Here is a 24,646-nt window from a genome sequence, read left to right on the forward strand (position 1 = left end):
CGCTCCAGGTAATTATAGCGGTACACCTGCGCGCTGGGCATTAATTACGATGGGTCAAAATCGAGTCGACCAGACCGTACTCTACCGCTTCAGAAGCGGAGAGGAAGCGATCGCGCTCGGTATCACGTTCAATCTGCTCAAGAGATTGACCCGTATGATGCGCCATAAGTTCGTTCATGCGCCCTTTTACCTTCAGGATTTCACGGGCATGAATTTCAATATCCGTTGCCTGGCCCTGGTAACCGCCCAGAGGCTGGTGGATCATGACGCGAGAGTTAGGCAGGCAAAAACGTTTACCTTTCGCCCCGGCAGTCAGCAGGAACGCGCCCATTGAGGCCGCCTGGCCCATACAAATGGTGCTGACGTCCGGCTTAATAAACTGCATGGTGTCATAGATAGACATCCCGGCAGTGATCACTCCACCAGGGGAGTTGATGTACAGGTAGATATCTTTTTCTGGGTTTTCTGCTTCCAGGAACAGCATCTGCGCCACGATCAGGTTAGCCATATGGTCTTCGACCTGGCCGGTCAGAAAAATGACGCGTTCCTTAAGTAGACGAGAATAGATATCAAAAGAGCGCTCACCACGTGAGGTCTGTTCAATGACCATCGGCACCAGCGCCATATGGGGTGCAAAGTTATCTCGTTCGCCGCTGTATGACATTTCCGTCTCCTGGATAAAATTTGAAAAAACCTGCTGTGCTGATTGTAACCTTATGGACGGATTATCAGCTAGTCCCTCTGTAATGGGTACGACATCGCCATAATTCAAGCATAACAATCTTTTGTTGTAACGCTAACACTGAAACGCTGTTTTCGCACTCTTCCCATGCAAAATCCGTGACAAAAAAAAACCCGCCACCAAAAGGTGACGGGCTTGCGTACGAAATTCGTGCTAAATAAGCGACGAATTACGCCTGCTGGTTCATCAGCTCGTTGAAGGAAGTGGCTTTTTCAGTCACTTTCGCTTTCGCCAGAACGGCTTCAACAGCCTGCTCTTCCAGAGCGACGTTACGCATGTTGTCCATCAGCTCTTTATTTTTGCTGTAGAACTCAACAACTTCTTTCGGATCTTCGTAAGCAGAAGCCATCTCTTCGATCAGGCCTTTAACGCGATCTTCGTCAGCTTTCAGCTCGTTGGTACGAATCACTTCGCCCAGCAGCAGACCTACAACTACGCGACGCTTAGCCTGTTCTTCGAACAGTTCACGCGGCAGTTCCAGAGCTTGTTTTTCGTTGCCGCCAAAACGCTGTGCAGCCTGACGACGCAGAACGTCGATTTCGCTGTCGATCAGAGCAGCCGGAACGTCGATGTCGTTAGCTTTTACCAGACCTTCGATCGCCTGAGATTTAACGCGGTTACGCACAGCGCCTTTCAGCTCGCGTTCCATGTTTTTACGTACTTCAGCGCGCAGACCCGCTACGGAACCATCTTCAACGCCGAAACGTTTGATGAATTCTTCAGTCAGTTCCGGCAGTTCGCGCTCTTCAACTTTCTTCAGGTTGATAACGAACTTAGCGGCTTTACCTTTCAGGTTTTCAGCGTGGTACTCTTCCGGGAAGGTCACATCGATAGTGAACTCTTCGCCAGCTTTGTGGCCTTTAACGCCTTCTTCAAAGCCTGGGATCATACGACCCTGGCCCATCGCCAGTACGAAGTCAGACGCTTTGCCGCCTTCGAACTCTTCGCCGTCTACAGAGCCGGTGAAGTCGATGGTTACACGGTCTTCTGCATCAGCAGCGCCGTCTTTGTCTTTCCAGGTAGCCTGCTGCTTACGCAGGGTGTCCAGCATCACGTCAACGTCAGCGTCGGTGACTTCAACAACCGGTTTTTCAACTTCGATTGCTTCCAGGCCAGTCAGCTCAACTTCCGGGTAAACTTCGAACTCTACCGCGTAAGTAAAATCTTCACCCAGTTTGTATTCGCCCGGAACGTAGTTCGGTGCGCCAGCCGGATTGATTTTTTCTTTGATGATCGCGTCAACGAAGTTGCGGCTCATCAGGTCGCCCAGAACGTCCTGGCGAACAGACGCGCCATAACGCTGAGCAACAACATTCATCGGTACTTTTCCTTTGCGGAAACCGTCAATACGCACTTTCTTCGCTACGTTGACCAGCTCGCTTTTCACAGCGGTCTCGATGCTGTCAGCAGCGATAGTAATCGTTACACGGCGGCCAAGGCCTTGAGTGGTTTCAACTGAAACTTGCATCTTGTTACCTCAAAAAATCACAGTGCTCGGTCAACTCTTCTCCGCAAGCACAGGTTGTTGGCTTCGCGGAACTGGGATGTTCTCATAAGCAATCACATTCCCTGTCGTCAGAATCATCCCGAAGACATTCCGAAAAATAAGACGCGCATTATAGCGGCATCACTTTTATGAGTCGAGAACGGTTATCGCGCGTTGCTGCGGCTTTTTTCACAATTCCCGGCTAATTTTTGTCTGAATACTGTACGACTGCCCCAGAATTCAGACAAAACAAAACGGCCCGCAGGCCGTTTTCACATAATCTGTAGCAACATACTGGAAAAGCGTCGGTTGTTGCAAATCCGTTTTTACGCGATGCTTCCCGCCCCACGACACGGAGGCGATGCAAAAATCGTATCCTGCAACGCTTCCCACTCCTTAATGGTGTAGGTATGCAGGGCAAGTGCATGAACGGTTGTGGAAAGCTCCACCGTTAAGGTGCTGTAAATCATCCGATGACGATTCAGAAAACGCTCACCTGTAAAGCGATCGCTAACCAGCACAACCTTAAAGTGGCTTTCAGAACCTGCCGGGACATTGTGACGATAGCTTTCATCCACAACTTCGAGGAACACGGGTTGGAACGCTGCCCTTAATTTTTCTTCTATTTGCTCACGAATCATCATGAAGTTTTTCCTCCGACAACGCTGAGATGTCACCCATCCCTTTAAATACTAGCCGCTTTTACCGCTTTCATTACACCTTAGCAACAAAAAATTAGCGTTTGTCTGATTTTCTCAGCCAAATGGATGAAGTTCACTAAATCCTCACTTGGATTTATTGCAAAAAGTCCGTTTATGGTCTCCACAAAGACATAAAACTGACAACACAATGAATTTACATGCGTTACCCACTTCCCCTCATCGTTGGCGATGTTATGATGGCGGGAATTTTCTCCAACCATACAATTTAGATTCGCTGAGAGCCCTGGCATGTTTAAAAAAATCCTCGTCCCGTTTGTCGCGCTGTTTATGTTAGCTGGATGCGCAACGCCGCCGACCACTATTGAAGTTTCCCCGAAAATTACCCTGCCACAGCAGGACCCGAGCCTGATGGGTGTGACCGTTAGCATCAACGGTGCCGACCAGCGTCAGGATCAGGCGCTGGCAAAAGTTACCCGTGACAACCAGCTTGTTACCCTGACCGCGTCCCGCGATCTGCGCTTCCTGCTGCAAGAAGTACTGGAAAAACAGATGACCGCACGCGGTTATATGATTGGGCCAAACGGTGCTGTTAACCTGCAAATCATTGTTAGCCAGCTGTATGCAGACGTGTCCCAGGGTAGCGTGCGCTATAACATCGCCACCAAGGCAGACATCGCCATCATTGCGACCGCTGCTAACGGCAACAAGATGACCAAAAACTACCGCGCAAGCTATTCTGTTGAAGGCGCACTGCAGGCCTCTAACAAAAATATCGCTGACGCCGTTAACAGCGTGCTGACCGATACCATCGCTGATATGTCTCAGGACACCAGCGTTCACGATTTCATCAAGCAGAACGCTCGTTAATTTCTGCCCATATGGCCCGGCGTTCGTCGGGCCTATAGAAGCCCATGTCCAGTCATTACTTACGTATTTTTCAGCAACCACGTTCAGCTATCCTGCTCATACTGGGATTCGCCTCCGGTTTACCACTCGCACTGACCTCGGGTACGCTTCAGGCATGGATGACAGTCGAGAATATCGATCTTAAAACTATCGGTTTCTTTTCTCTGGTCGGCCAGGCCTACGTGTTTAAGTTCCTCTGGTCTCCGCTAATGGACCGCTACACGCCGCCGTTTTTAGGTCGACGCCGTGGCTGGCTGTTGGCAACTCAGGTGCTGTTACTGATTTCTATCGCCGCGATGGGCTTTCTGGAGCCTGGCACGCAGCTACGCTGGATGGCCGCGCTTGCGGTGGTGATCGCGTTTTGCTCGGCATCGCAGGATATCGTCTTTGACGCATGGAAAACCGACGTGCTACCCGCCGAAGAACGCGGCACCGGCGCGGCTATCAGCGTGCTGGGCTATCGTTTAGGGATGCTGGTTTCCGGTGGGCTGGCTCTGTGGATGGCCGACCGCTGGCTGGGCTGGCAAGGAATGTACTGGCTGATGGCGGCGCTGCTGATACCTTGCATCATCGCTACCCTGCTAGCGCCCGAACCGACTGATGCCATTCCGGTGCCCAAAACGCTGGAGCAAGCGGTTGTGGCCCCGCTGCGCGACTTCTTTGGTCGTAACAACGCCTGGCTAATTCTGCTGCTTATCGTTCTATATAAGCTCGGGGATGCCTTTGCCATGAGCCTGACTACAACCTTTTTAATCCGCGGCGTCGGATTTGATGCGGGTGAAGTAGGCGTGGTGAATAAAACGCTCGGACTGCTGGCAACCATCGTTGGCGCGCTGTACGGCGGGATCCTGATGCAACGCCTTTCGCTGTTTCGCGCATTGCTGATTTTCGGCATCCTGCAGGGGGCGTCGAATGCGGGCTACTGGTTATTGTCCATCACTGACAAACACATGTTCAGTATGGCCGCCGCCGTCTTCTTTGAAAACCTGTGTGGTGGCATGGGTACGGCAGCGTTTGTCGCCTTATTAATGACGCTGTGCAATAAGTCCTTCTCAGCGACCCAGTTCGCTCTGCTCTCCGCGCTTTCCGCCGTTGGTCGCGTTTACGTTGGCCCGGTAGCAGGTTGGTTTGTTGAAGCGCACGGGTGGCCAACGTTTTATTTGTTCTCTGTGTTTGCCGCTATCCCCGGCCTCATACTGCTGCTGGTTTGTCGTCAGACTCTGGAACATAGCTGGCAAAATGAGAGCTTTATTCCGCGCACGGAATTTCGTGGCGCGTACAGCCTGGCATTAATGACGTTGGTTGCGGGCTGCTGTCTGCTGGTAGTTTGGCTGCTGCTGTTAACCATGAACGCGCTGGATTACACCCACTTCTCCTTCCTGCCGGAACTGCTGGAAATCTCGGTGGTGGTCGCGGTCTGCGGGGTCGTTTTTGGTGGATTGCTGGATTACCTGGCACTGCGCAAAACCCGCCTGGCGTAAAAACCCACATTAATATCGCCGTTGTAATCACCCTGCGTAATTATAACGGCTAAATAAACAACAATTATTAAAAATATTATTTGTTATTTTGTGCGCCAAAGAATTTGGAAATTATTGACGCCTTTTATATATACTATTTCCCTTACTCGATTCAGCCACTACAGATTTATTTTTTGTTCTTCAATTGTCTTTTTATTGATAATCAATTGTTAAACAATTGTTTTATTTTCGTATTGGTTATACCAATTGCCCTCAGCACGTCTCCCGCTTGCCCGCTTTCGTTATAACGTGATGTTGCAACAGGTTCTTAAAGTCAAAACGACATATATTGCAACATATGTGACATGCCCGGCAGAACCCAGTAACACAGATCCAAGGATGTTTACAGTAATGTAACCTTCCCGTAAAATGCCCTCACACTTTAAACGCCACCCGGTCCCGTGGAATTGAGGTCGTTAAATGAGACTCAGGAAATACAATAAAAGTTTGGGATGGTTGTCATTAATTGCAGGCACTGCATTACTCAGTGGCTGTAATTCTGCGCTGCTTGACCCTAAAGGACAGATTGGACTGGAACAACGTTCACTGATACTGACGGCATTTGGCCTGATGTTGATTGTCGTTATTCCTGCCATCTTGATGGCTGTTGGTTTCGCCTGGAAGTATCGTGCAAGCAATAAAGATGCGAAGTACAGCCCGAACTGGTCACACTCCAATAAAGTGGAAGCTGTGGTCTGGACGGTGCCGATCTTAATCATCATTTTCCTTGCAGTACTGACCTGGAAAACTACTCACGCTCTTGAGCCAAGCAAACCGCTGGCGCATGACGAGAAGCCCATTACCATTGAAGTGGTTTCCATGGACTGGAAATGGTTCTTCATCTATCCGGAACAAGGTATCGCTACCGTGAATGAAATCGCCTTCCCGGCGAATACTCCGGTTGAGTTCAAAGTGACGTCCAACTCCGTGATGAACTCCTTCTTTATCCCGCGTCTGGGTAGCCAGATTTATGCCATGGCCGGTATGCAGACTCGACTGCATCTGATCGCCAACGAAGTCGGTACTTATGATGGTATCTCCGCAAGCTATAGCGGACCAGGCTTCTCCGGTATGAAGTTCAAGGCTATCGCAACAAAGGACCGCGCCGAATTCGACCAATGGGTTGCTAAAGCTAAACAGTCCACGAACACCATGAGCGACATGGCTGCGTTCGAAAAAGTGGCTGTGCCAAGCGAATACAACCAGGTGGAATACTTCTCCAACGTGAAACCAGATTTGTTTAAAGACGTTATTAACAAATTTATGGCTCACGGTAAGAGCATGGACATGACCCAACCCGAAGGTGAGCACAGCGCACACGAAGGAATGGAAGGCATGGACATGAGCCACGCGGAATCCGCTCACTAAGGGGCCGAGGAAGAATACGATGTTCGGAAAATTGACGCTGGATGCAGTGCCGTTCCATGAACCAATTGTCATGGTTACGATCGCTGCCATTATCATCGGTGGTGCGGCCTTACTGGGCCTAATCACTTACTTCGGTAAGTGGACCTACCTGTGGAAAGAGTGGCTAACTTCGGTTGACCACAAACGTCTTGGCATCATGTATGTCATTGTCGCAATCGTCATGTTGATTCGTGGCTTTGCCGACGCCATCATGATGCGTAGTCAGCAAGCGCTGGCTTCTGCAGGTGAAGCGGGCTTCCTGCCACCTCACCACTACGACCAGATCTTCACGGCTCACGGCGTGATTATGATCTTCTTCGTGGCAATGCCATTTGTTATCGGTCTGATGAACCTGGTGGTTCCGCTGCAGATCGGCGCACGTGACGTTGCATTCCCGTTCCTGAACAACCTGAGCTTCTGGTTCACCGTTGTCGGCGTAATCCTGGTTAACCTGTCTCTGGGCGTGGGTGAATTCGCACAGACCGGTTGGCTGGCGTACCCGCCACTCTCGGGAATAGAGTACAGTCCAAGCGTCGGGGTCGATTATTGGATATGGGCAGTCCAGTTGTCCGGTATTGGTACAACCCTAACCGGGATCAACTTCTTTGTGACCATCATTAAGATGCGTGCGCCAGGAATGACCATGTTCAAGATGCCGGTATTTAGCTGGGCATCGCTGTGTGCGAACATCCTGATTATCGCGTCTTTCCCAATCCTGACGGTTACCGTCGCGTTGCTGACCCTGGATCGCTATCTGGGCACCCATTTCTTTACCAACGATATGGGCGGCAACATGATGATGTACATCAACCTGATTTGGGCCTGGGGCCATCCGGAAGTGTACATTCTGGTTCTGCCGGTCTTCGGTGTGTTCTCCGAAATCGCTGCAACCTTCTCACGTAAACGTCTGTTTGGTTACACCTCACTGGTGTGGGCAACCGTCTGTATCACCGTTCTGTCGTTCGTTGTTTGGCTGCACCACTTCTTCACCATGGGTGCAGGCGCTAACGTAAACGCCTTCTTCGGTATTACCACCATGATTATCGCCATCCCGACCGGGGTGAAGATCTTCAACTGGCTGTTCACCATGTACCAGGGTCGTATCGTATTCCACTCAGCGATGCTGTGGACGATTGGCTTTATCGTTACCTTCTCAGTCGGCGGCATGACCGGCGTACTGCTGGCGGTTCCGGGTGCGGACTTCGTGCTGCACAACAGTCTGTTCCTGATTGCGCACTTCCATAACGTTATCATCGGCGGCGTCGTATTTGGATGCTTCGCAGGTATGACCTACTGGTGGCCAAAAGCGTTTGGCTTCACGCTGAACGAAACCTGGGGTAAACGCGCATTCTGGTTCTGGATCATCGGCTTCTTCGTGGCGTTTATGCCGCTGTATGTGCTGGGCTTTATGGGGATGACCCGTCGCCTCAGCCAGCAGATTGACCCGCAGTTCCATCCGATGCTGGTCGTTGCCGCCTGCGGTGCCGCGCTGATTGCATTGGGTATCCTGTGCCAGCTGATTCAGATCTTCGTTTCTATTCGCGACCGCGAGCAGAACCGCGACCTGACCGGTGACCCATGGGGTGGTCGTACGCTGGAGTGGGCAACCTCTTCCCCGCCTCCGTTCTACAACTTTGCCGTTGTGCCGCACGTTCATGAGCGTGATGCCTTCTGGGAAATGAAAGAAAAAGGTGAAGCGTACAAGCAGCCTGCGCACTATGAAGAAATTCATATGCCGAAAAACAGCGGTGCCGGTATCGTCATTACCGCCTTCGCAACACTGTTTGGTTTCGCCATGATCTGGCATATCTGGTGGCTGGCGATTGCAAGCTTCGCAGGCATGATCATCAGCTGGATTGTGAAAAGCTTTGATGAAGACGTGGATTACTACGTGCCGGTCCCGGAAGTCGAAAAACTGGAAAACCAGCATTTCGATGAGATTACTAAGGCAGGGCTGAAAAATGGCAACTGATACTTTAACGCACGCGACTGCCCACGCGCACGAACACGGGCACCACGATGCAGGCCAGACCAAGATCTTCGGATTCTGGGTCTACCTGATGAGCGACTGCATTCTGTTCTCTATTCTGTTTGCAACCTATGCCGTTCTGGTGAACGGCACCGCTGGTGGTCCAACAGGTAAGGACATTTTTGAACTGCCGTTCGTTCTGGTTGAAACATTCCTGCTGTTATTCAGCTCTATTACTTACGGCATGGCGGCGATCGCCATGTACAAGAACAACAAGAGCCAGGTTATCTCCTGGCTGGCGTTGACCTTCTTGTTCGGTGCCGGATTCATCGGGATGGAACTCTATGAATTCCATCACCTGATTGTTAACGGTATGGGCCCGGATCGCAGCGGCTTCCTGTCTGCGTTCTTCGCGCTGGTCGGCACGCACGGTCTGCACGTCACCTCCGGTCTTATCTGGATGGCAGTGCTGATGGTGCAAGTTGCTCGTCGCGGCCTGACCAGTACTAACCGTACCCGCATCATGTGCCTGAGCCTGTTCTGGCACTTCCTGGATGTGGTGTGGATCTGTGTGTTCACTGTTGTTTATCTGATGGGGGCGATGTAATGAGTCATTCTAACGAGAGCGGCGGCGCATCCCATGGCAGCGTAAAAACCTACATGACAGGTTTTATCCTGTCGATAATCCTGACGGTTATTCCGTTCTGGATGGTCATGACAGGTTCTGCCTCTCCTGCCGTCATTCTGGGAACTATTCTGGCAATGGCAGTGGTACAGATTCTGGTGCACCTGGTGTGCTTCCTGCACATGAATAGCAAATCTGATGAAGGTTGGAACATGACAGCCTTTGTCTTTACTGTGCTAATCATCGCCATCCTGGTTGTGGGCTCCATCTGGATTATGTGGAACCTTAACTACAACATGATGATGCACTAAGAGCGGCGATTATGATGTTTAAGCAATACCTGCAAGTAACAAAACCAGGCATCATCTTTGGCAACCTGATCTCGGTGATTGGGGGATTCCTGCTGGCCTCGAAAGGCAGCATTGATTATCCCCTGTTTATCTACACGTTGGTTGGGGTGTCACTGGTTGTGGCGTCGGGTTGTGTATTTAACAACTACATCGACAGGGATATCGACAGGAAGATGGAGAGGACCAAAAACCGCGTGCTGGTTAAAGGTCTGATTTCCCCTGCGGTCTCGCTGGTATACGCCACCCTGCTGGGTATTGCTGGCTTTATGCTGCTGTGGTTTGGCGCGAACCCTCTGGCCTGCTGGCTGGGGGTAATGGGCTTCGTGGTCTATGTGGGCGTCTATAGCCTGTACATGAAGCGCCATTCCGTTTATGGCACGCTGATTGGCTCACTCTCCGGTGCTGCGCCGCCGGTGATTGGCTACTGCGCCGTAACCGGTGAGTTCGATAGCGGTGCGCTGATTCTGCTGGCTATTTTCAGTCTGTGGCAGATGCCGCACTCTTACGCGATTGCGATTTTCCGCTTTAAGGATTATCAGGCAGCCAACATCCCGGTACTGCCGGTGGTGAAAGGTATTTCGGTCGCGAAGAACCATATCACGCTGTACATCGTGGCGTTTGCTATCGCCACGCTGATGCTAACCCTGGGCGGCTATGCTGGTTATAAATACCTGATTGTTGCTGCGGCGGTGAGTGTCTGGTGGTTGGGCATGGCGCTGCGCGGTTATAAAGTGGAAGATGACAGGGTCTGGGCACGCAAGCTGTTCGGTTTCTCCATCATCGCCATTACCGCGCTTTCCGTGATGATGTCCGTTGACTTTATGGTGCCAAACTCGCAGAACCTGCTGACTTACGTCTGGTAACGATCTGCTGATACGAAAAGGGTGCCTCCGGCACCCTTTTTTATTGGCAGGGATGTTATTCAGTCATAAAGCCATTTCCCCGCTTCAGCCGACTCAGCAAACATCCTTACGGTTAGCGGTATGCGTGTTGCTTCCACTTCTTCCCGGTTAGCTTTGAACCATCTAGTGAATAGTGGCAGATTGTGCCATGGATAATAAGGTTTCCAGTTCACACATGATAAATCGACTTTGAACTCTTTCTCATATCGATCCAGAGCACTGTGAAGATCATCACCGGGGGCATCAAACAAATCTGAGTCGAGTTCTAAAGGAACCTCTTTCCAGTTTTCATCCAAATACCCAGGTATTTCTTCCCTGAAAAGCTTTAACACATCGTCTTGAATACTCATTAGAATGATGTCCACTGAATGCGATCTTTAGAGCGAGCAATTAAGTTGTATTTTATCTGAGTCTTTCTGGATACTTGCACAAGTGCATTTACAAGACCAATCCACCCAAGCCAGGGTACATAACGAGCAATCACAGCAGCGAGTTTGTTAGTGCTTTGTATCCTTAACCCCACCGGAGTGGGGACTTTAATACCAAATGGTACCCGCGCATCTTTCAGAAGCATTCTCCCGTATTTGGAAACAACACTTGTTCCTTCAATAGCCCCGGAAGGTTTTTGTCTCGTCTTCAACCAGGGTTGACCAGCCAGAATAGCGGCTCCCGATTCAATACCAATACCTAACTCATCACAAAACTGTTCCAGAAAGATGAGATCGAACAATTCGCCAGCGGACAGATTGCTGTGACCATGATACCAATAGGTTCCATTCGCCTCTTCAGTTGTGTCCATTCAATCCCCCATTATGCCGTCTGCCGGTCATTCCATGCGTCGGTATAGATAATGTTCCCGTCGCAATGCTTCCAGGTGATTTTTTCGTAGCGTAATTCTATGGTTTCAAGATGGTTATTATTCATGTCCTCTGGACCAGCCATCGAGGGAGAAACGGAGACAATCCGCACCCCTTCCAGAAACATATTGAAGTATTCAACTTCCTGACCGGCATCATTGATTTTGTACCAACGAATCTCTGCAGACTTAAGATTCTGACCAGAAGCGACAGCTTTGTATAAATACGGGCTAGAGTAGTCAAACTCTTTGATGATCATCATCGGTGAATGTTGGCGTGTGCCTGTTGGCTTGCCTGTACCGTTATCAGTGGGAATAGACAAATTGTGATGAAAGCCTTTAAATTCAATACTGTATTCTCTTCCCTCTACATCACACCCGCCCTTAATCAGCGCACCACCATCGTCATAAATCCACATATTGCCCGGAATCGCCATTTTCCTTTTCCCTCTTTCCATTAGAAATAACCACAAAAAGACTACACCTGTAATTATCGCAAGTAAATTAGTCGCAATTGTAATTATTTCAATTTTCCCACTACACAATTCCACATATCGTAGAGGTTTACCGCACTCCTTCCCCGCTTTACACTAGGCGCGAAATTAATACAGAGGTGGGAATGAACGATTACAAAATGACGCCCGGTGAGTTGCGCGCCACCTGGGGTTTAGGGACCGTATTCTCGTTGCGCATGCTTGGCATGTTTATGGTTCTGCCGGTTCTGACCACGTACGGTATGGCGCTACAGGGGGCCAGTGAAGCGCTGATTGGCCTTGCTATTGGCATTTATGGTCTGGCGCAAGCCGTTTTCCAGATCCCCTTTGGTCTGCTTTCAGACCGCATCGGTCGTAAGCCGCTTATCGTCGGCGGGCTGGCGGTATTCGTTCTCGGCAGCGTGATTGCCGCCCTCTCCGATTCAATCTGGGGCATTATTCTCGGTCGCGCTTTGCAAGGCTCTGGCGCGATTGCCGCCGCCGTGATGGCGCTGCTTTCCGACTTAACCCGTGAGCAAAACCGTACCAAAGCGATGGCGTTTATCGGCGTCAGCTTTGGTATCACCTTCGCCATTGCGATGGTGCTAGGACCGATCGTTACCCATGCGCTGGGACTACACGCGCTGTTCTGGATGATTGCAGCTCTTGCAACCACCGGCATCGTGCTAACCATTTGGGTCGTTCCCAATAGCACCAGCCACGTGCTGAACCGCGAATCTGGCATGGTAAAAGGCAGCTTCAGCAAAGTGCTGGCGGAGCCCAAACTGCTCAAGCTCAACTTTGGCATCATGTGTCTGCACATTTTGTTGATGTCCACTTTCGTCGCCTTACCGGGCCAACTGGCGAAAGCCGGTTTCCCCGCCGCAGAGCACTGGAAAATTTATCTGGTGACGATGCTGCTGTCCTTTGTTTCCGTGGTGCCGTTCATCATTTACGCAGAAGTGAAGCGGCGGATGAAGCGCGTATTCCTCGCCTGCGTGTTACTGATCCTTATCGCAGAGATTGTATTGTGGAGCGCTAACGTGCGTTTTTGGGGGCTGATTGCGGGCGTTCAGATATTCTTCCTCGCCTTCAACCTGATGGAGGCCCTCCTCCCCTCGCTTATCAGCAAAGAGTCTCCGGCTGGCTATAAAGGCACGGCGATGGGCGTTTACTCCACCAGCCAGTTTCTTGGCGTGGCGATTGGCGGTTCGCTCGGCGGTTGGGTGGTCGAAATGTTTGATGGTCAGGCGGTATTCCTGGCCGGCGCGCTTCTGGCGGCAGTTTGGTTGTTGGTGGCAAGCACAATGAAAGAGCCGCCGTATGTCAGTAGCCTGCGAGTGGAAATCCCACCTGAGATTGCCGCAGATGACACCCTTAAGCAGCGTCTACTGGCTAAAGAAGGGATAAGCGAAGTGTTAATTGTTGCGAAAGAGCATTCGGCTTACGTGAAAATCGACAGCAAAGTGACGAATCGATTTGAGGTTGAACAGGCCATCAGCCAGGCGTGAAGAGTGCCAGATGGCGACTATCGTTTGATCCAGCCTACAAATAGCGTGTGCAACCTGTAGGCCGGATAAGCGTAGCGCCATCAGGCATTACGACTTAATCGCGGAAGTTCTTAAACTGGAACGGCTGGCCGAGATCGCCGCCGCGAACCAGCGCCATAACGGATTGCAGATCGTCACGCGCCTTGCCGGTCACGCGGATTTCTTCGCCCTGAATCTGCGCCTGCACCTTCAGTTTGCTGTCTTTGATCAGCTTAACGATTTTCTTTTGCACCGCGCTTTCAATGCCCTGTTTCAGCTTAGCTTCAACAAACCAGGTTTTACCGCTATGCACGAAGGTTTCTGGTACGTCCAACGAAGTGCCTTCAATACCACGTTTCAGCAGCTTGGCACGTAAAATATCCAGCAACTGATTGACCTGGAAATCAGACTCGCTTAGCACCTTAATCGTCTTATTCGACTCGTTCAGCTCAAAAGTCGCTTCAACGCCACGAAAATCAAAGCGTGACTCCACTTCGCGGCTGGCGTTATCTACCGCGTTACGGGCTTCCTGAAGATCAACTTCAGAAACAATATCGAAAGATGGCATCTTTTCCTCTCCCTTCATTTTTGATGCGAAGCATAATACCTGCAAAGTTACACAACAGACAGCGCTATACTAGGCTGTATCCTTTAATTGTACGTGGTACTGATACCGGCGAACAATAATGGGGTACGGCCGATATGGATTAACACCTGGTGATGTTGCAGGTGAGGAGGAAGAATGAAAATTACCGTACTGGGATGTGGAGCGTTAGGACAGCTTTGGCTAACCACGCTGTGCAAACATGGACATGAGGTTCAGGGGTGGCTACGCGTACCGCAACCCTATTGCAGCGTTAACCTGATCGACACGGATGGGTCAGTATTCAATGAATCCCTGACGGCAAACGACCCCGATTTTTTGGCGAAAAGCGACCTGTTGCTTGTCACTCTGAAAGCCTGGCAGGTTTCTGATGCGGTCAAAGGCCTGGCCGCCATTCTGCCTGACACCACTCCCATTCTGCTGATTCACAACGGTATGGGGACGATTGAAGAGTTGCATAACATTAAGCAACCTCTATTGATGGGCACCACAACCCACGCGGCACGCCGTGACGGCAACGTCATCATTCATGTCGCTCAGGGAACAACAAGGATTGGTCCGGCGCGTGAACAAGACGGTGATTTCAGTTATCTGGCTGAAGTCCTGCAAGAGGTGCTGCCGGACGTCGCCTGGCACAACAATATTCGCGCTGAGTTGTGGCGCAAGCTGGCCGTCAACTGCGTCATTAACCCGCTGACCGCATTATGGGATTGCTCGAATGGAGAGTTACGCCATCATCCTGAAAAAATAGCACTCATCTGCGAGGAGGTGGCGGCGGTCATTGAACGCGAAGGCCACCACACATCAGCAGATGATTTACGCTATTATGTTGAGCAAGTGATTGACAGTACGGCGGAAAATATCTCATCAATGCTGCAAGACATACATGCCCTGCGCCATACTGAGATCGACTACATTACCGGTTATTTGCTAAAACGCGCCCGCGCGCACGGCATCGCCGTCCCGGAAAATGCCCGCCTGTTTGAAATGGTTAAGAGAAAGGAAAGTGAGTATGAGCGCTCAAGCACTGGTATGTCTCGCCCCTGGTAGTGAAGAGACCGAAGCGGTCACCACTATCGATCTGCTGGTTCGCGGCGGAATTAAGGTCACGACCGCCAGCGTCGCCAGCGATGGCGGCCTGACGATCGTGTGCTCACGCGGCGTAAAACTACTGGCGGATGCACCATTAGTGGAAGTTGCTGACGGGGATTTCGACATTATCGTGCTGCCCGGCGGTATTAAAGGCGCCGAGTGTTTTCGCGACAGCCCTCTGCTTGTCGAAACCGTGAAACAGTTTCATCGCTCCGGGCGCATTGTCGCGGCAATTTGCGCCGCTGCCGCCACAGTCCTCGTCCCACACGATATTTTTCCCATCGGTAACATGACCGGTTTTCCGGCGCTGAAAGACAATATTCCCACTGACCAGTGGCAGGATAAGCGCGTCGTATGGGATCCGCGCGTCAATCTGTTAACCAGCCAGGGACCGGGAACCTCAATCGATTTCGGTTTAAAAATCATTGATCTCCTGGTGAGTCGCGAAAAAGCTTACGAAGTGGCATCACAACTGGTGATGGCAGCGGGAATTTATAACTACTACGAGTAATCTTCAGGCCACTCGCATTCAAGGAATTATGATGAAAGGATATCTGAGCGGAGTGGCTTTACTGCTCCTTTCCGGCTACGCCAGTGCGACTCAACTTGAAATTGAGAGCCTTGAGTATCGCTATCCCGCAAGCACTGAGATGCAATATCGCGTGCCGTGGTTTACCTCAACGGATAACCCACAGGTTGCAAAACGCATTAACGATTATATTTTCACAAGCTTTATCAATCAGCTACCGGGAAATAATCCACGAGCGACCGTGAATCAGTTTGCGAAATCAGAGATGAATCCCACCGCAAACCTTGACTACACGGTTGAGTATCGCGACGCCAAAGTGTTGACCCTCAACATGTTTGTCGAAGGCTGCGGGGCGTATTGCGAGTCGTACAATGTACCGATCAGCTTCGATTTAGCCAACGGCGCGACAATTACCCTTAACGACCTCTTTTCCCGCTCCACGATGACCGAATTAAACACCCGTATCAGAAAAGATATCCGCAGCCAAATTGATACCTTTGTTGCCGCACAGAAATCACAAAAGCCGGAGCAAATAAAAGAAGACGGTGGAGATTCTGGCTTTGCCGAATTCTACGCATCGTGTGCAACCTACACCGACGGTCTGTACTACATCGACAAATTCTCCCTGCAAAAAGACCATCTGGCTTTCCTGAACGGACGTTGTAGCAACCACGCCAATCGCGCGGGTGACGAACTGGGCGATTTCACCACGAAAATCCCGACCGTTGAACTGCATAATCAGCTCACGCCTTACGGCCAGTATCTGACTGCCGCAAAGAGATCTACACCGGTTTCGCCAGCGCCCGGCATTGACGGCAAGGTCATGTACGGCACGTTGGGAAAAAGCATGCGTATTGTGTTGAAGGTCGACTGCAAATACAGTGATTTTTTTGAAGGGGCTTACTTTTACCAGAAATTTGGCGCACCGATTGAATTAAACGGTAAATGCGACACAGCCGACAATCAACATTATGTACTGAAGACCTCTGCCGCTGAACAATCGGAAGAGAAGATAACGCTGGAGTTAAAAGACGGCGTCTATCAGGGTGTCTGGGAGTCGAACGGGAAAAAGCTCCCCATCCGTTTTGAATAATATTGTTATATTGCCGGATGGCAGCGTAAACAATTTATCAGGCCTACAAAACATACCGCTTGCAGGCCTGATAAGCGCAGCACCCTCAGGCAAAAGTCACTACGGGCGATATACCTTCACGTTTTCAAAGCCCTGCTCGCGCAGATACAACGCCTGCAGACGGCTCATCACCCCGCGTTCACACCACAGCAGCCAGGTTTTACTCTGGTCCAGATCGCCGAATTTGGTGCTCAGTTTGTAGAACGGCAGAGAAACGACGTCCACACCGTCAACCTTCAGCGGTTTGTCATCCTGTTCATCCACAGAGCGGATATCCAGAATCACATCGTTCGGGCCGAAGCCGCTCACGGTTTCCACTTCCACCACGGTCTGCTGCGTCTGCTGGGCGATATCACGAATATCGATATTGTTCGCTTCTTCAACCACTTTATCGAGGATAGAGAAATCGAAGTTTTCTTCTTCGGCCTCAATCTTCGCTTTAATCGCTTTCACCGTCGGGCTTTTTGAAATCACACCGCAGTATTCCGGCATGGTACGGGCAAAGTCCTCAGTACCAATTTCACGCGCCAGATTAATGATGTGCTCCTTATCATGGGAGATAAGCGGGCGCAGGATCAGGGTGTCAGAAACGTTATCGATCAGGCGCAGGTTGGTCAGCGTCTGGCTGGACACCTGGCCCAGCGCTTCACCGGTTACCAGCGCCTGTACGCCGTAGCGCTCAGCGACTTTCGACGCTGCACGAACCATCATACGTTTAAGGACCACGCCCATCTGACCGTCGTCGACTTTCTCCAGGATCTCGCCAACCACCGGCTCAAAGTTGATCGCGACAAAACGCACGCGATGCGAGCTACCAAAGCGGTTCCACAGATAATGCGCCACCTGACGAACGCCGATTTCATGCGCTGCGCCACCGAGATTAAAGAAGCAGTAGTGCACACGGCAGCCGCGACGCATCAGCATATAGCTGGACACGCCGGAGTCGAAACCACCGGAAATCAGCGACAGTACATCTTCCTGCGTCCCGATCGGGAAACCGCCAATACCTTCATAGCGGCCTTTAACCAGCAGCAGACGGTCGTTTTCGATTTCAAGATTAACCGTCACGTCCGGCTTCGTCAGCTTCACGCGCGCGGATTCAATATGCTGGTTCAGTCCACCGCCAACATAGCGTTCCACTTCAATAGAGCTAAACTCATGCTTACCGCGACGCTTAACGCGTACGCAGAAGGTTTTGCCTTCCAGTTGATCGCGATACTGCACCAGCGCTTTCTCGAAAATATCGTGCATATCGGTAAACGGCACGTCTTCAACTTCGAGAATATGGTGGATCCCCGGAATACGGGTCAGCGCGTCGCGAATATCCAGGCGCTGGCTTTCATCTTTAGCGCGAACCTCAACGTGATCCCAGTGGCGGACAACGGCAAGGTCTTCATCATAGTGCTTTAAAACGTTACGAATGTTCCCTGTCAGAATTTTTATAAAGCGCAAACGCACAGATTGGCTTTTGATGGTGATTTCTGGGAACAATTTAATGATAAACTTCATGGCGGCAATGGTTCTTTGGCAAGTCTGAATGACTTGTAATGGGAAAAAATACAGCAGCCCATACCCTGCGGCTGCATCCAGGCGCGCAAGTATACCACCATCATGGTCATCCTGTGCACATCGCCTTACCATTGTGCGTTATTTGCTTATCAGTGCGAGTCCGTTACCATAGCCTTGTGCTGCCAATACAGAGAGTCAGACATTCATTATGCCGAAGAAAAATGAAGCGCCAGCCAGTTTTGAAACAGCGCTGAGCGACCTGGAACAGATTGTTACCCGTCTGGAAAGCGGCGACCTGCCGCTGGAAGAAGCGTTGAACGAATTTGAACGTGGCGTACAGTTAGCACGTCAGGGACAGGTCAAGTTGCAGCAGGCTGAACAGCGCGTACAAATCCTGCTGTCAGATACTGAAGACGCCGCCCTTACGCCTTTCACACCGGATAATGAGTAAATGGATTTTACGCAGCAGCTACAGGCTTGCGTTGAGCAGGCCAACCAGGCACTGAGCCGTTTTATCGCGCCATTGCCCTTTCAGAACACTCCCGTGGTCGAAACCATGCAATATGGCGCATTATTAGGCGGTAAACGTCTGCGCCCGTTTCTGGTGTACGCGACCGGTCAGATGTTTGGCGTCAGCCTGAGTACGCTTGATGCTCCCGCTGCCGCCGTCGAGTGTATCCATGCCTATTCGCTGATGCACGATGACTTACCCGCGATGGACGACGATGACCTGCGCCGCGGTCTGCCGACCTGCCACGTAAAATTTGGCGAGGCTAATGCGATCCTGGCCGGAGATGCGCTACAAACGCTGGCGTTCTCCATTATCAGCGACGCCCCGATGCCGGAAGTTTCTGATCGTGACCGCATCGCGATGATCTCTGAACTGGCCCAGGCCAGCGGTATCGCCGGTATGTGCGGCGGTCAGGCGTTGGATCTGGACGCTGAAGGCCATCAGGTAGAATTGGATGCGCTGGAGCGTATTCACCGCCATAAAACCGGGGCATTGATTCGCGCTGCCGTGCGTCTGGGTGCGTTAAGCGCAGGCGATAAAGGGCGAGAATGCCTGGCAATACTCGACAAGTACGCAGAAAGCATCGGTCTGGCCTTCCAGGTTCAGGATGACATCCTGGATGTGGTAGGCGATACTGCAACATTGGGTAAACGTCAGGGTGCTGACCAGCAGCTTGGCAAAAGTACCTATCCTGCACTTCTGGGTCTTGAGCAAGCCCAGAATAAAGCCCGGGATTTAATTGAGGATGCCCGCCAGTCGCTAAGTTTGCTGGCCGCACAGTCACTCGATACCTCGGCACTGGAAGCGCTAGCGGACTACATAATCCAGCGTGATAAATAAACCAACATATCCCATGAGCTTGCGATGAGTTTTGATATAGCCAAATACCCGACCCTGGCGCTGGTCGACTCCACTCAGGAGTTACGCCTGCTGCCAAAAGAGAGCCTGCCAAAGCTTTGCGACGAACTGCGCCGCTATTTGCTCGACAGCGTAAGCCGTTCCAGCGGGCACTTCGCCTCTGGTCTGGGCACGGTGGAACTCACCGTAGCGCTGCACTACGTCTACAACACCCCGTTTGACCAGTTAATCTGGGATGTGGGACATCAGGCTTACCCGCACAAAATTCTGACCGGCCGCCGCGATAAAATCGGCACCATTCGGCAGAAAGGCGGTTTGCATCCATTCCCATGGCGCGGTGAGAGCGAATATGACGTACTGAGCGTTGGGCACTCCTCAACCTCCATCAGCGCAGGTATCGGTATTGCGGTTGCCGCCGAGAAAGAAGGCAAGGAACGCCGTACCGTTTGTGTGATTGGGGACGGTGCAATCACCGCAGGCATGGCATTTGAAGCGATGAACCACGCGGGTGATATTAAGCCCGACATGCTGGTTATCCTCAACGACAACGAAATGTCGATTTCAGAGAACGTCGGCGCGCTGAACAATCACCTGGCGCAACTGCTCTCAGGCAAACTCTACTCCTCGCTGCGCGAAGGCGGGAAGAAAGTGTTCTCCGGTGTACCACCGATTAAAGAACTGCTCAAACGTACCGAAGAGCACATCAAAGGCATGGTTGTGCCGGGTACGCTGTTTGAAGAGCTGGGCTTTAACTATATTGGTCCGGTGGACGGTCACGACGTGCTGGGGCTTATCACCACGCTTAAGAACATGCGCGATCTCAAAGGTCCACAGTTCCTGCACATCATGACCAAAAAAGGTCGTGGCTACGAGCCAGCGGAAAAAGATCCGATTACGTTCCACGCGGTACCCAAATTCGATCCATCCAGCGGATGCCTGCCGAAAAGCAGCGGCGGCCTGCCGAGCTATTCAAAAATCTTCGGTGACTGGCTGTGTGAGACCGCGGCGAAAGACAATAAGCTGATGGCGATCACCCCGGCGATGCGCGAAGGCTCCGGTATGGTGGAGTTCTCACGTAAGTTCCCGGACCGCTACTTTGATGTGGCGATTGCCGAGCAGCACGCGGTGACGTTTGCGGCCGGTCTGGCGATTGGCGGTTATAAGCCGGTCGTGGCTATTTACTCCACCTTCCTGCAACGCGCTTACGATCAGGTACTGCATGATGTCGCCATCCAGAAACTGCCGGTCCTGTTCGCCGTCGACCGGGCGGGTATCGTTGGCGCAGATGGACAAACCCACCAAGGGGCGTTCGACCTCTCTTTCCTGCGCTGTATCCCGGAAATGGTCATTATGACCCCAAGCGATGAGAACGAATGTCGCCAGATGCTGTTCACCGGCTATCACTACAACGACGGTCCAACGGTCGTACGTTATCCGCGCGGTAACGCGGTGGGCGTTGAGCTGGCGCCGCTGGAACATCTGCCAATCGGCAAAGGCATCGTGAAGCGTCACGGTGCGAAAGTGGCAATTCTCAACTTCGGCACCCTAATGCCGGAAGCCGATCAGGTCGCAGAATCACTGAACGCCACGCTGGTTGATATGCGCTTTGTGAAACCGTTGGATGAAACGTTGATCCTCGAAATGGCAGCCCAACACGAGGTGCTGGTCACCCTCGAAGAGAATGCCATTATGGGCGGCGCTGGTAGCGGCGTAAACGAAGTGCTAATGGCCCATCGCAAGCCTGTTCCGGTGCTGAACATTGGCCTGCCTGACTTCTTCATCCCGCAGGGGACTCAGGACGAGGCTCGCGCCGAACTGGGACTTAATGCCGCCGGAATTGAGACCAAAATCAAGGCCTGGCTGGCATAATCCCCTCCCCGCTCCTGCTATGCTTAACTCATCACGAGCTAAGCAGGAGTGGATTAATGAAATACAACACCTTAGGAAAAACCGACCTACGGGTCTCCCGCCTTTGCCTGGGTTGCATGACGTTTGGCGAGCCCAATCGCGGCAATCACGCCTGGACGCTACCTGAAGAAAGCAGCCGCCCGATAATCAAACACGCCCTTGAAGGCGGCATTAACTTTTTTGATACCGCCAACAGCTACTCCGCTGGTAGCAGCGAAGAGATTGTCGGCCGCGCGCTGCGTGATTTCGCCCGCCGAGAAGAGGTCGTGGTCGCCACCAAGGTTTTTCACCAGGTTGATGATTTAGCGGAAGGATTATCCCGCGCACAAATCTTGCGCTCAATCGACGATAGCCTCAGACGCCTGGGTATGGACTATGTGGACATCCTGCAAATTCACCGCTGGGATTACAATACGCCTATCGAAGAAACGCTGGAAGCCCTTAACGACGTAGTGAAAGCCGGTAAAGCTCGCTATATTGGCGCCTCATCCATGCACGCGTCTCAGTTTGCTCAGGCGCTGGCCTTACAGAAACAACACGGCTGGGCACAGTTCGTTAGCATGCAGGATCACTACAACCTGATCTACCGTGAGGAAGAACGCGAAATGCTGCCGCTTTGCTATCAGGAAGGCGTCGCGGTGATCCCTTGGAGTCCGCTGGCGCGTGGTCGCCTGACGCGCCCCTGGGGAGAAACGACCGCACGTCTGGTTTCTGATGAAGTCGGTAAAAATTTATACTCTGAGAGCGATGAAAACGACGCGCAAATTGCCGCGCGGCTGACCGGTGTCAGTGAGGAATTAGGCGTAACGCGTGCGCAGGTTGCGCTGGCCTGGCTGCTGAGCAAACCGGGGGTGGCTGCGCCGATTATCGGCACTTCACGCGAGGAACAGTTGGATGAGTTACTTAATGCGGTGGATTTGACGCTGAAGCCAGAGCAGATTGCCGAGCTGGAAACGCCGTACAAACAGCATCCGGTGGTCGGATTTAAATAATCTGGCATTGCCCGATGGCGCTACGCTTATCGGGCCTACGAAACCGCCATCGTGTTTCCAGGCCAGATAAGGCGTTTACGCTGCCATCCGGCAAACCTATTTAAATGATACCTACCGGCCAGTGATGGCCGATAAAATACAAAATTCCGGCGGAGAGTATTCCGGCCACAATATCATCAATCATGATCCCCGTACCGCCATGCACGTTGCGATCGAACCAACGGATCGGCCACGGCTTCCACATATCCAGAATACGGAAAATCACAAATCCGGCGGCGACCCACTGCCAGTCGTGGGTCGGCAGCGCCATCAGGGTTATCCACATCCCGACAAACTCGTCCCAGACAATGCTACCGTGATCGTGCACGCCCATATCTTTCGCCGTTTGATGGCACAGATAAACACCGATACAGATAGACAACATGACCACCAGTGAATACAGCTGCCACGGCAGAAACGTCATTAAATACCAAAAAGGGATCGCCGCCAGCGATCCCATCGTGCCTGGAACAATTGGGCTCAGCCCGCTGCCAAAACCGGTGGCCAACAGGTGCCACGGATTGCGCATACTCAGGCGGCTTTTGGCGACATCTTTTTTAAGGCGCGGCAAAATGGTCATATCCTTTCCAGTCGAACGTGACGGGTTTTCCGTCGCGCGTAAAGTGAATGCCTTCCACGTCCGCGCTCATCTGCCCAATGCAGGTAAACGATGCGCCGAGATTTCCCAGCGCCACGTCCAGTGCGCCACGGTTAATTTCCGGTACGGTAAAGCATAACTCATAATCTTCACCACCCGAGAGCGCCCAGCGCAGGGCTTGTTCCGGCTCAACGTGTTGGGCAAATGCCGTAGAGTATGGCAACGCATCGACGTTAACCCGCGCCCCACAGCCGCAGGCCTTGACGATATGCCCCAGATCGGAAATCAGGCCGTCGGAAATATCGATAGCAGCACTGGCCAGATCGCGCAGGGCTTGTCCCTGCAAAATACGCGGCGTTGGACGCAGATGACGTTTAAGCAGATAGTCTGCGTCTTTTGCATCTGCCACCTGCAAGCGATCCTGCAAAATCGCCAGCCCGGCCGCGCTGTCGCCCGGCGTACCGGTCACATAAATCCAGTCCCCCGGTTTCGCACCGGAGCGTTTTAAGGCCCGTCCAACAGGGACGTAGCCGTGGATACCCAGCGTCATCGACAGTGGCCCACGCGTGGTGTCACCACCTATCAGCTGCATATCATAGTAATTGAGGAGTTCAAACAGGCCATCGCTGAAGGCTTCAAGCCAGGCTTCATCGACGTCAGGCAGCGTGAGCGCCAGCGTCAGCCACGCAGGATCGGCTCCCATCGCCGCCAGATCGCTCAAATTCACTGCCAGCGCTTTCCAGGCGAGATCGGTGGGATCAATTTCGGGGAGGAAGTGGTTGCCTGCCACCAGCGTATCGGTGCTGATCGCCAGCGTCTGTTTTTCAGGGATGTTCAGAAGTGCGCAATCGTCACCAATACCGGTTTCGACATCAAGACGAGACGTTCTTACGCGGTCAAAATAACGGGCAATCAGGGAAAATTCGCCGCATGCCATACGTTATGCCTCAGCAGAAAAAAAAGAAAAAGCCGGGGGCAGCGGAAACAAGTTCCACCATCCAGCCGGCCTCGGGATTACTTTTTGTTGGGGCGAATCACAGGTGCTGCTTTATCCAGTACGCCGTTCACGAATTTATGGCTGTCTTCAGCGCCGAAGGTTTTCGCCAGTTCAATCGCTTCGTTGATGGCCACTTTGTACGGCACATCACTACGTTTAGACAGTTCAAACAGCGCAATACGCAGCACGGCTTTTTCTACCTGACCCAGCTCTTCCAACAGACGAGACAGATAAGGCTTCATTAATCCATCCAGGTACGCGCTGTTAGTCGCCACCCCGGACAGCAGTTCACGGAAATACAGAACGTCGACATCTTTTACGTCCTGTTCCGCCAGGAACTGGTATTCAACATCAGCGATGTCGTTCTGGGACAACTGCCAGGAGTAGAGCGCCTGGACGGCACACTCACGGGCGCGGCGACGAGCAGCAGGTTTCACGGATTTCCCCTTA

At 52.0% G+C, this 24,646-nt stretch carries 26 protein-coding genes; 15 read left to right on the forward strand and 11 right to left on the reverse strand.

What is annotated here, in order from left to right; translation table 11 throughout:
• Positions 1–40: 40 nt before the first annotated feature.
• From clpP to bolA, 3 genes are all read right to left on the reverse strand, one after another.
• Positions 41–664: an ATP-dependent Clp endopeptidase proteolytic subunit ClpP gene (gene clpP, locus HVZ39_RS18955; protein ID WP_003021624.1), complete on the reverse strand. Its 624-nt coding sequence runs from the start codon at positions 662–664 to the stop codon at positions 41–43.
• 247 nt (positions 665–911) lie between these two features.
• Positions 912–2,210, reverse strand: coding sequence for a trigger factor (tig, locus tag HVZ39_RS18960; RefSeq protein ID WP_003021622.1), 1,299 nt, complete (start codon positions 2,208–2,210; stop codon positions 912–914).
• A 344-nt stretch (positions 2,211–2,554) separates the two neighbouring features.
• Complete coding sequence (gene bolA / locus HVZ39_RS18965; RefSeq protein WP_016152051.1) at positions 2,555–2,872, reverse strand: transcriptional regulator BolA; 318 nt, start codon at positions 2,870–2,872, stop codon at positions 2,555–2,557.
• 306 nt (positions 2,873–3,178) lie between these two features.
• Here bolA and HVZ39_RS18970 point away from each other — a divergent pair, with 306 nt between their 5' ends.
• The 7 genes from HVZ39_RS18970 (at position 3,179) to cyoE (ending at position 10,530) form a co-directional block, all read left to right on the forward strand.
• A complete protein-coding gene (locus HVZ39_RS18970; RefSeq protein ID WP_016152050.1) occupies positions 3,179–3,757 on the forward strand; it encodes a lipoprotein in 579 nt (192 codons plus the stop codon).
• A gap of 44 nt (positions 3,758–3,801) precedes the next feature.
• Positions 3,802–5,277 (forward strand): muropeptide MFS transporter AmpG, encoded by a 1,476-nt coding sequence (ampG, locus tag HVZ39_RS18975; protein WP_047357698.1) that lies wholly within the window; start codon positions 3,802–3,804, stop codon positions 5,275–5,277.
• Between the two features lie 459 nt (positions 5,278–5,736).
• On the forward strand, positions 5,737–6,684 hold the full coding sequence (gene cyoA / locus HVZ39_RS18980) for a cytochrome o ubiquinol oxidase subunit II (RefSeq protein WP_003847580.1): 948 nt from the start codon (positions 5,737–5,739) through the stop codon (positions 6,682–6,684).
• A 19-nt stretch (positions 6,685–6,703) separates the two neighbouring features.
• The gene (cyoB, locus tag HVZ39_RS18985) at positions 6,704–8,695 is read left to right on the forward strand and encodes a cytochrome o ubiquinol oxidase subunit I (RefSeq protein ID WP_003831008.1); all 1,992 of its coding nucleotides are present in this window, start codon (positions 6,704–6,706) and stop codon (positions 8,693–8,695) included.
• Complete coding sequence (locus tag HVZ39_RS18990; RefSeq protein WP_003831007.1) at positions 8,685–9,299, forward strand: cytochrome o ubiquinol oxidase subunit III; 615 nt, start codon at positions 8,685–8,687, stop codon at positions 9,297–9,299. Before cyoB ends, HVZ39_RS18990 begins: the two co-directional genes overlap by 11 nt.
• Positions 9,299–9,628 (forward strand): cytochrome o ubiquinol oxidase subunit IV, encoded by a 330-nt coding sequence (locus HVZ39_RS18995; RefSeq protein WP_003831006.1) that lies wholly within the window; start codon positions 9,299–9,301, stop codon positions 9,626–9,628. Before HVZ39_RS18990 ends, HVZ39_RS18995 begins: the two co-directional genes overlap by 1 nt.
• 11 nt (positions 9,629–9,639) lie before the next feature.
• On the forward strand, positions 9,640–10,530 hold the full coding sequence (gene cyoE / locus HVZ39_RS19000; RefSeq protein WP_003831005.1) for a heme o synthase: 891 nt from the start codon (positions 9,640–9,642) through the stop codon (positions 10,528–10,530).
• Positions 10,531–10,589: 59 nt separating this feature from the next.
• Here the strand turns inward: cyoE and HVZ39_RS19005 are convergent, their stop codons facing one another.
• From HVZ39_RS19005 to tssD, 3 genes are read right to left on the reverse strand one after another with little or no spacing between them, the layout of a single operon-like run.
• Complete coding sequence (locus HVZ39_RS19005; protein ID WP_047357697.1) at positions 10,590–10,919, reverse strand: DUF1493 family protein; 330 nt, start codon at positions 10,917–10,919, stop codon at positions 10,590–10,592.
• Positions 10,919–11,368 carry an STM2901 family protein gene (locus HVZ39_RS19010; protein ID WP_047357696.1) on the reverse strand — a complete coding sequence of 150 codons (450 nt, stop codon included), beginning with the start codon at positions 11,366–11,368 and terminating at the stop codon, positions 10,919–10,921. Before HVZ39_RS19010 ends, HVZ39_RS19005 begins: the two co-directional genes overlap by 1 nt.
• An 11-nt stretch (positions 11,369–11,379) precedes the next feature.
• Positions 11,380–11,862, reverse strand: a complete 483-nt coding sequence (gene tssD / locus HVZ39_RS19015; protein ID WP_046276105.1) for a type VI secretion system tube protein TssD — start codon at positions 11,860–11,862, stop codon at positions 11,380–11,382.
• Positions 11,863–12,044: 182 nt separating this feature from the next.
• Here tssD and HVZ39_RS19020 point away from each other — a divergent pair, with 182 nt between their 5' ends.
• A complete protein-coding gene (locus tag HVZ39_RS19020) occupies positions 12,045–13,409 on the forward strand; it encodes an MFS transporter (RefSeq protein WP_016152045.1) in 1,365 nt (454 codons plus the stop codon).
• 94 nt (positions 13,410–13,503) lie between these two features.
• Here the strand turns inward: HVZ39_RS19020 and HVZ39_RS19025 are convergent, their stop codons facing one another.
• On the reverse strand, positions 13,504–13,995 hold the full coding sequence (locus HVZ39_RS19025; RefSeq protein WP_003831002.1) for a YajQ family cyclic di-GMP-binding protein: 492 nt from the start codon (positions 13,993–13,995) through the stop codon (positions 13,504–13,506).
• A 174-nt stretch (positions 13,996–14,169) separates the two neighbouring features.
• On the opposite strand from HVZ39_RS19025, the gene panE reads away from it, so the two are divergent.
• The 3 genes from panE to HVZ39_RS19040 are packed head-to-tail and all read left to right on the forward strand — an operon-like array spanning position 14,170 to position 16,745.
• On the forward strand, positions 14,170–15,081 hold the full coding sequence (gene panE, locus HVZ39_RS19030; protein ID WP_016155860.1) for a 2-dehydropantoate 2-reductase: 912 nt from the start codon (positions 14,170–14,172) through the stop codon (positions 15,079–15,081).
• Positions 15,044–15,634 carry a protein deglycase YajL gene (yajL, locus tag HVZ39_RS19035; RefSeq protein ID WP_016152043.1) on the forward strand — a complete coding sequence of 197 codons (591 nt, stop codon included), beginning with the start codon at positions 15,044–15,046 and terminating at the stop codon, positions 15,632–15,634. The genes panE and yajL overlap by 38 nt, the downstream gene beginning before the upstream one ends.
• Positions 15,635–15,665: 31 nt before the next feature.
• Positions 15,666–16,745 (forward strand): hypothetical protein, encoded by a 1,080-nt coding sequence (locus HVZ39_RS19040; RefSeq protein ID WP_181633710.1) that lies wholly within the window; start codon positions 15,666–15,668, stop codon positions 16,743–16,745.
• Positions 16,746–16,844: 99 nt separating this feature from the next.
• Here HVZ39_RS19040 and thiI read toward each other — a convergent pair whose 3' ends face one another.
• Positions 16,845–18,293, reverse strand: a complete 1,449-nt coding sequence (gene thiI / locus HVZ39_RS19045) for a tRNA uracil 4-sulfurtransferase ThiI (RefSeq protein WP_005125147.1) — start codon at positions 18,291–18,293, stop codon at positions 16,845–16,847.
• Between the two features lie 208 nt (positions 18,294–18,501).
• Between thiI and xseB the strand changes: the two genes are divergently transcribed.
• From xseB to yajO, 4 genes are read left to right on the forward strand one after another with little or no spacing between them, the layout of a single operon-like run.
• Positions 18,502–18,744 carry an exodeoxyribonuclease VII small subunit gene (gene xseB / locus HVZ39_RS19050; protein WP_016152040.1) on the forward strand — a complete coding sequence of 81 codons (243 nt, stop codon included), beginning with the start codon at positions 18,502–18,504 and terminating at the stop codon, positions 18,742–18,744.
• Positions 18,745–19,644 (forward strand): (2E,6E)-farnesyl diphosphate synthase, encoded by a 900-nt coding sequence (gene ispA / locus HVZ39_RS19055; protein WP_016152039.1) that lies wholly within the window; start codon positions 18,745–18,747, stop codon positions 19,642–19,644.
• A 24-nt stretch (positions 19,645–19,668) separates the two neighbouring features.
• Positions 19,669–21,531, forward strand: a complete 1,863-nt coding sequence (dxs, locus tag HVZ39_RS19060) for a 1-deoxy-D-xylulose-5-phosphate synthase (protein ID WP_181632837.1) — start codon at positions 19,669–19,671, stop codon at positions 21,529–21,531.
• Positions 21,532–21,587: 56 nt separating this feature from the next.
• Positions 21,588–22,562: a 1-deoxyxylulose-5-phosphate synthase YajO gene (gene yajO, locus HVZ39_RS19065; RefSeq protein WP_094760932.1), complete on the forward strand. Its 975-nt coding sequence runs from the start codon at positions 21,588–21,590 to the stop codon at positions 22,560–22,562.
• Between the two features lie 100 nt (positions 22,563–22,662).
• Here yajO and pgpA read toward each other — a convergent pair whose 3' ends face one another.
• The 3 genes from pgpA to nusB form a co-directional block, all read right to left on the reverse strand.
• A complete protein-coding gene (gene pgpA, locus HVZ39_RS19070; protein ID WP_016152036.1) occupies positions 22,663–23,181 on the reverse strand; it encodes a phosphatidylglycerophosphatase A in 519 nt (172 codons plus the stop codon).
• Positions 23,159–24,136 carry a thiamine-phosphate kinase gene (thiL, locus tag HVZ39_RS19075; protein WP_181632838.1) on the reverse strand — a complete coding sequence of 326 codons (978 nt, stop codon included), beginning with the start codon at positions 24,134–24,136 and terminating at the stop codon, positions 23,159–23,161. The genes pgpA and thiL overlap by 23 nt, the downstream gene beginning before the upstream one ends.
• Positions 24,137–24,213: 77 nt before the next feature.
• The gene (nusB, locus tag HVZ39_RS19080) at positions 24,214–24,633 is read right to left on the reverse strand and encodes a transcription antitermination factor NusB (RefSeq protein WP_000801129.1); all 420 of its coding nucleotides are present in this window, start codon (positions 24,631–24,633) and stop codon (positions 24,214–24,216) included.
• Between the last annotated feature and the right edge of the window lie 13 nt (positions 24,634–24,646).

This window comes from Citrobacter sp. RHB35-C21 (genome assembly GCF_013816515.1).
Taxonomy (GTDB): Bacteria; Pseudomonadota; Gammaproteobacteria; order Enterobacterales; family Enterobacteriaceae; genus Citrobacter; species Citrobacter braakii.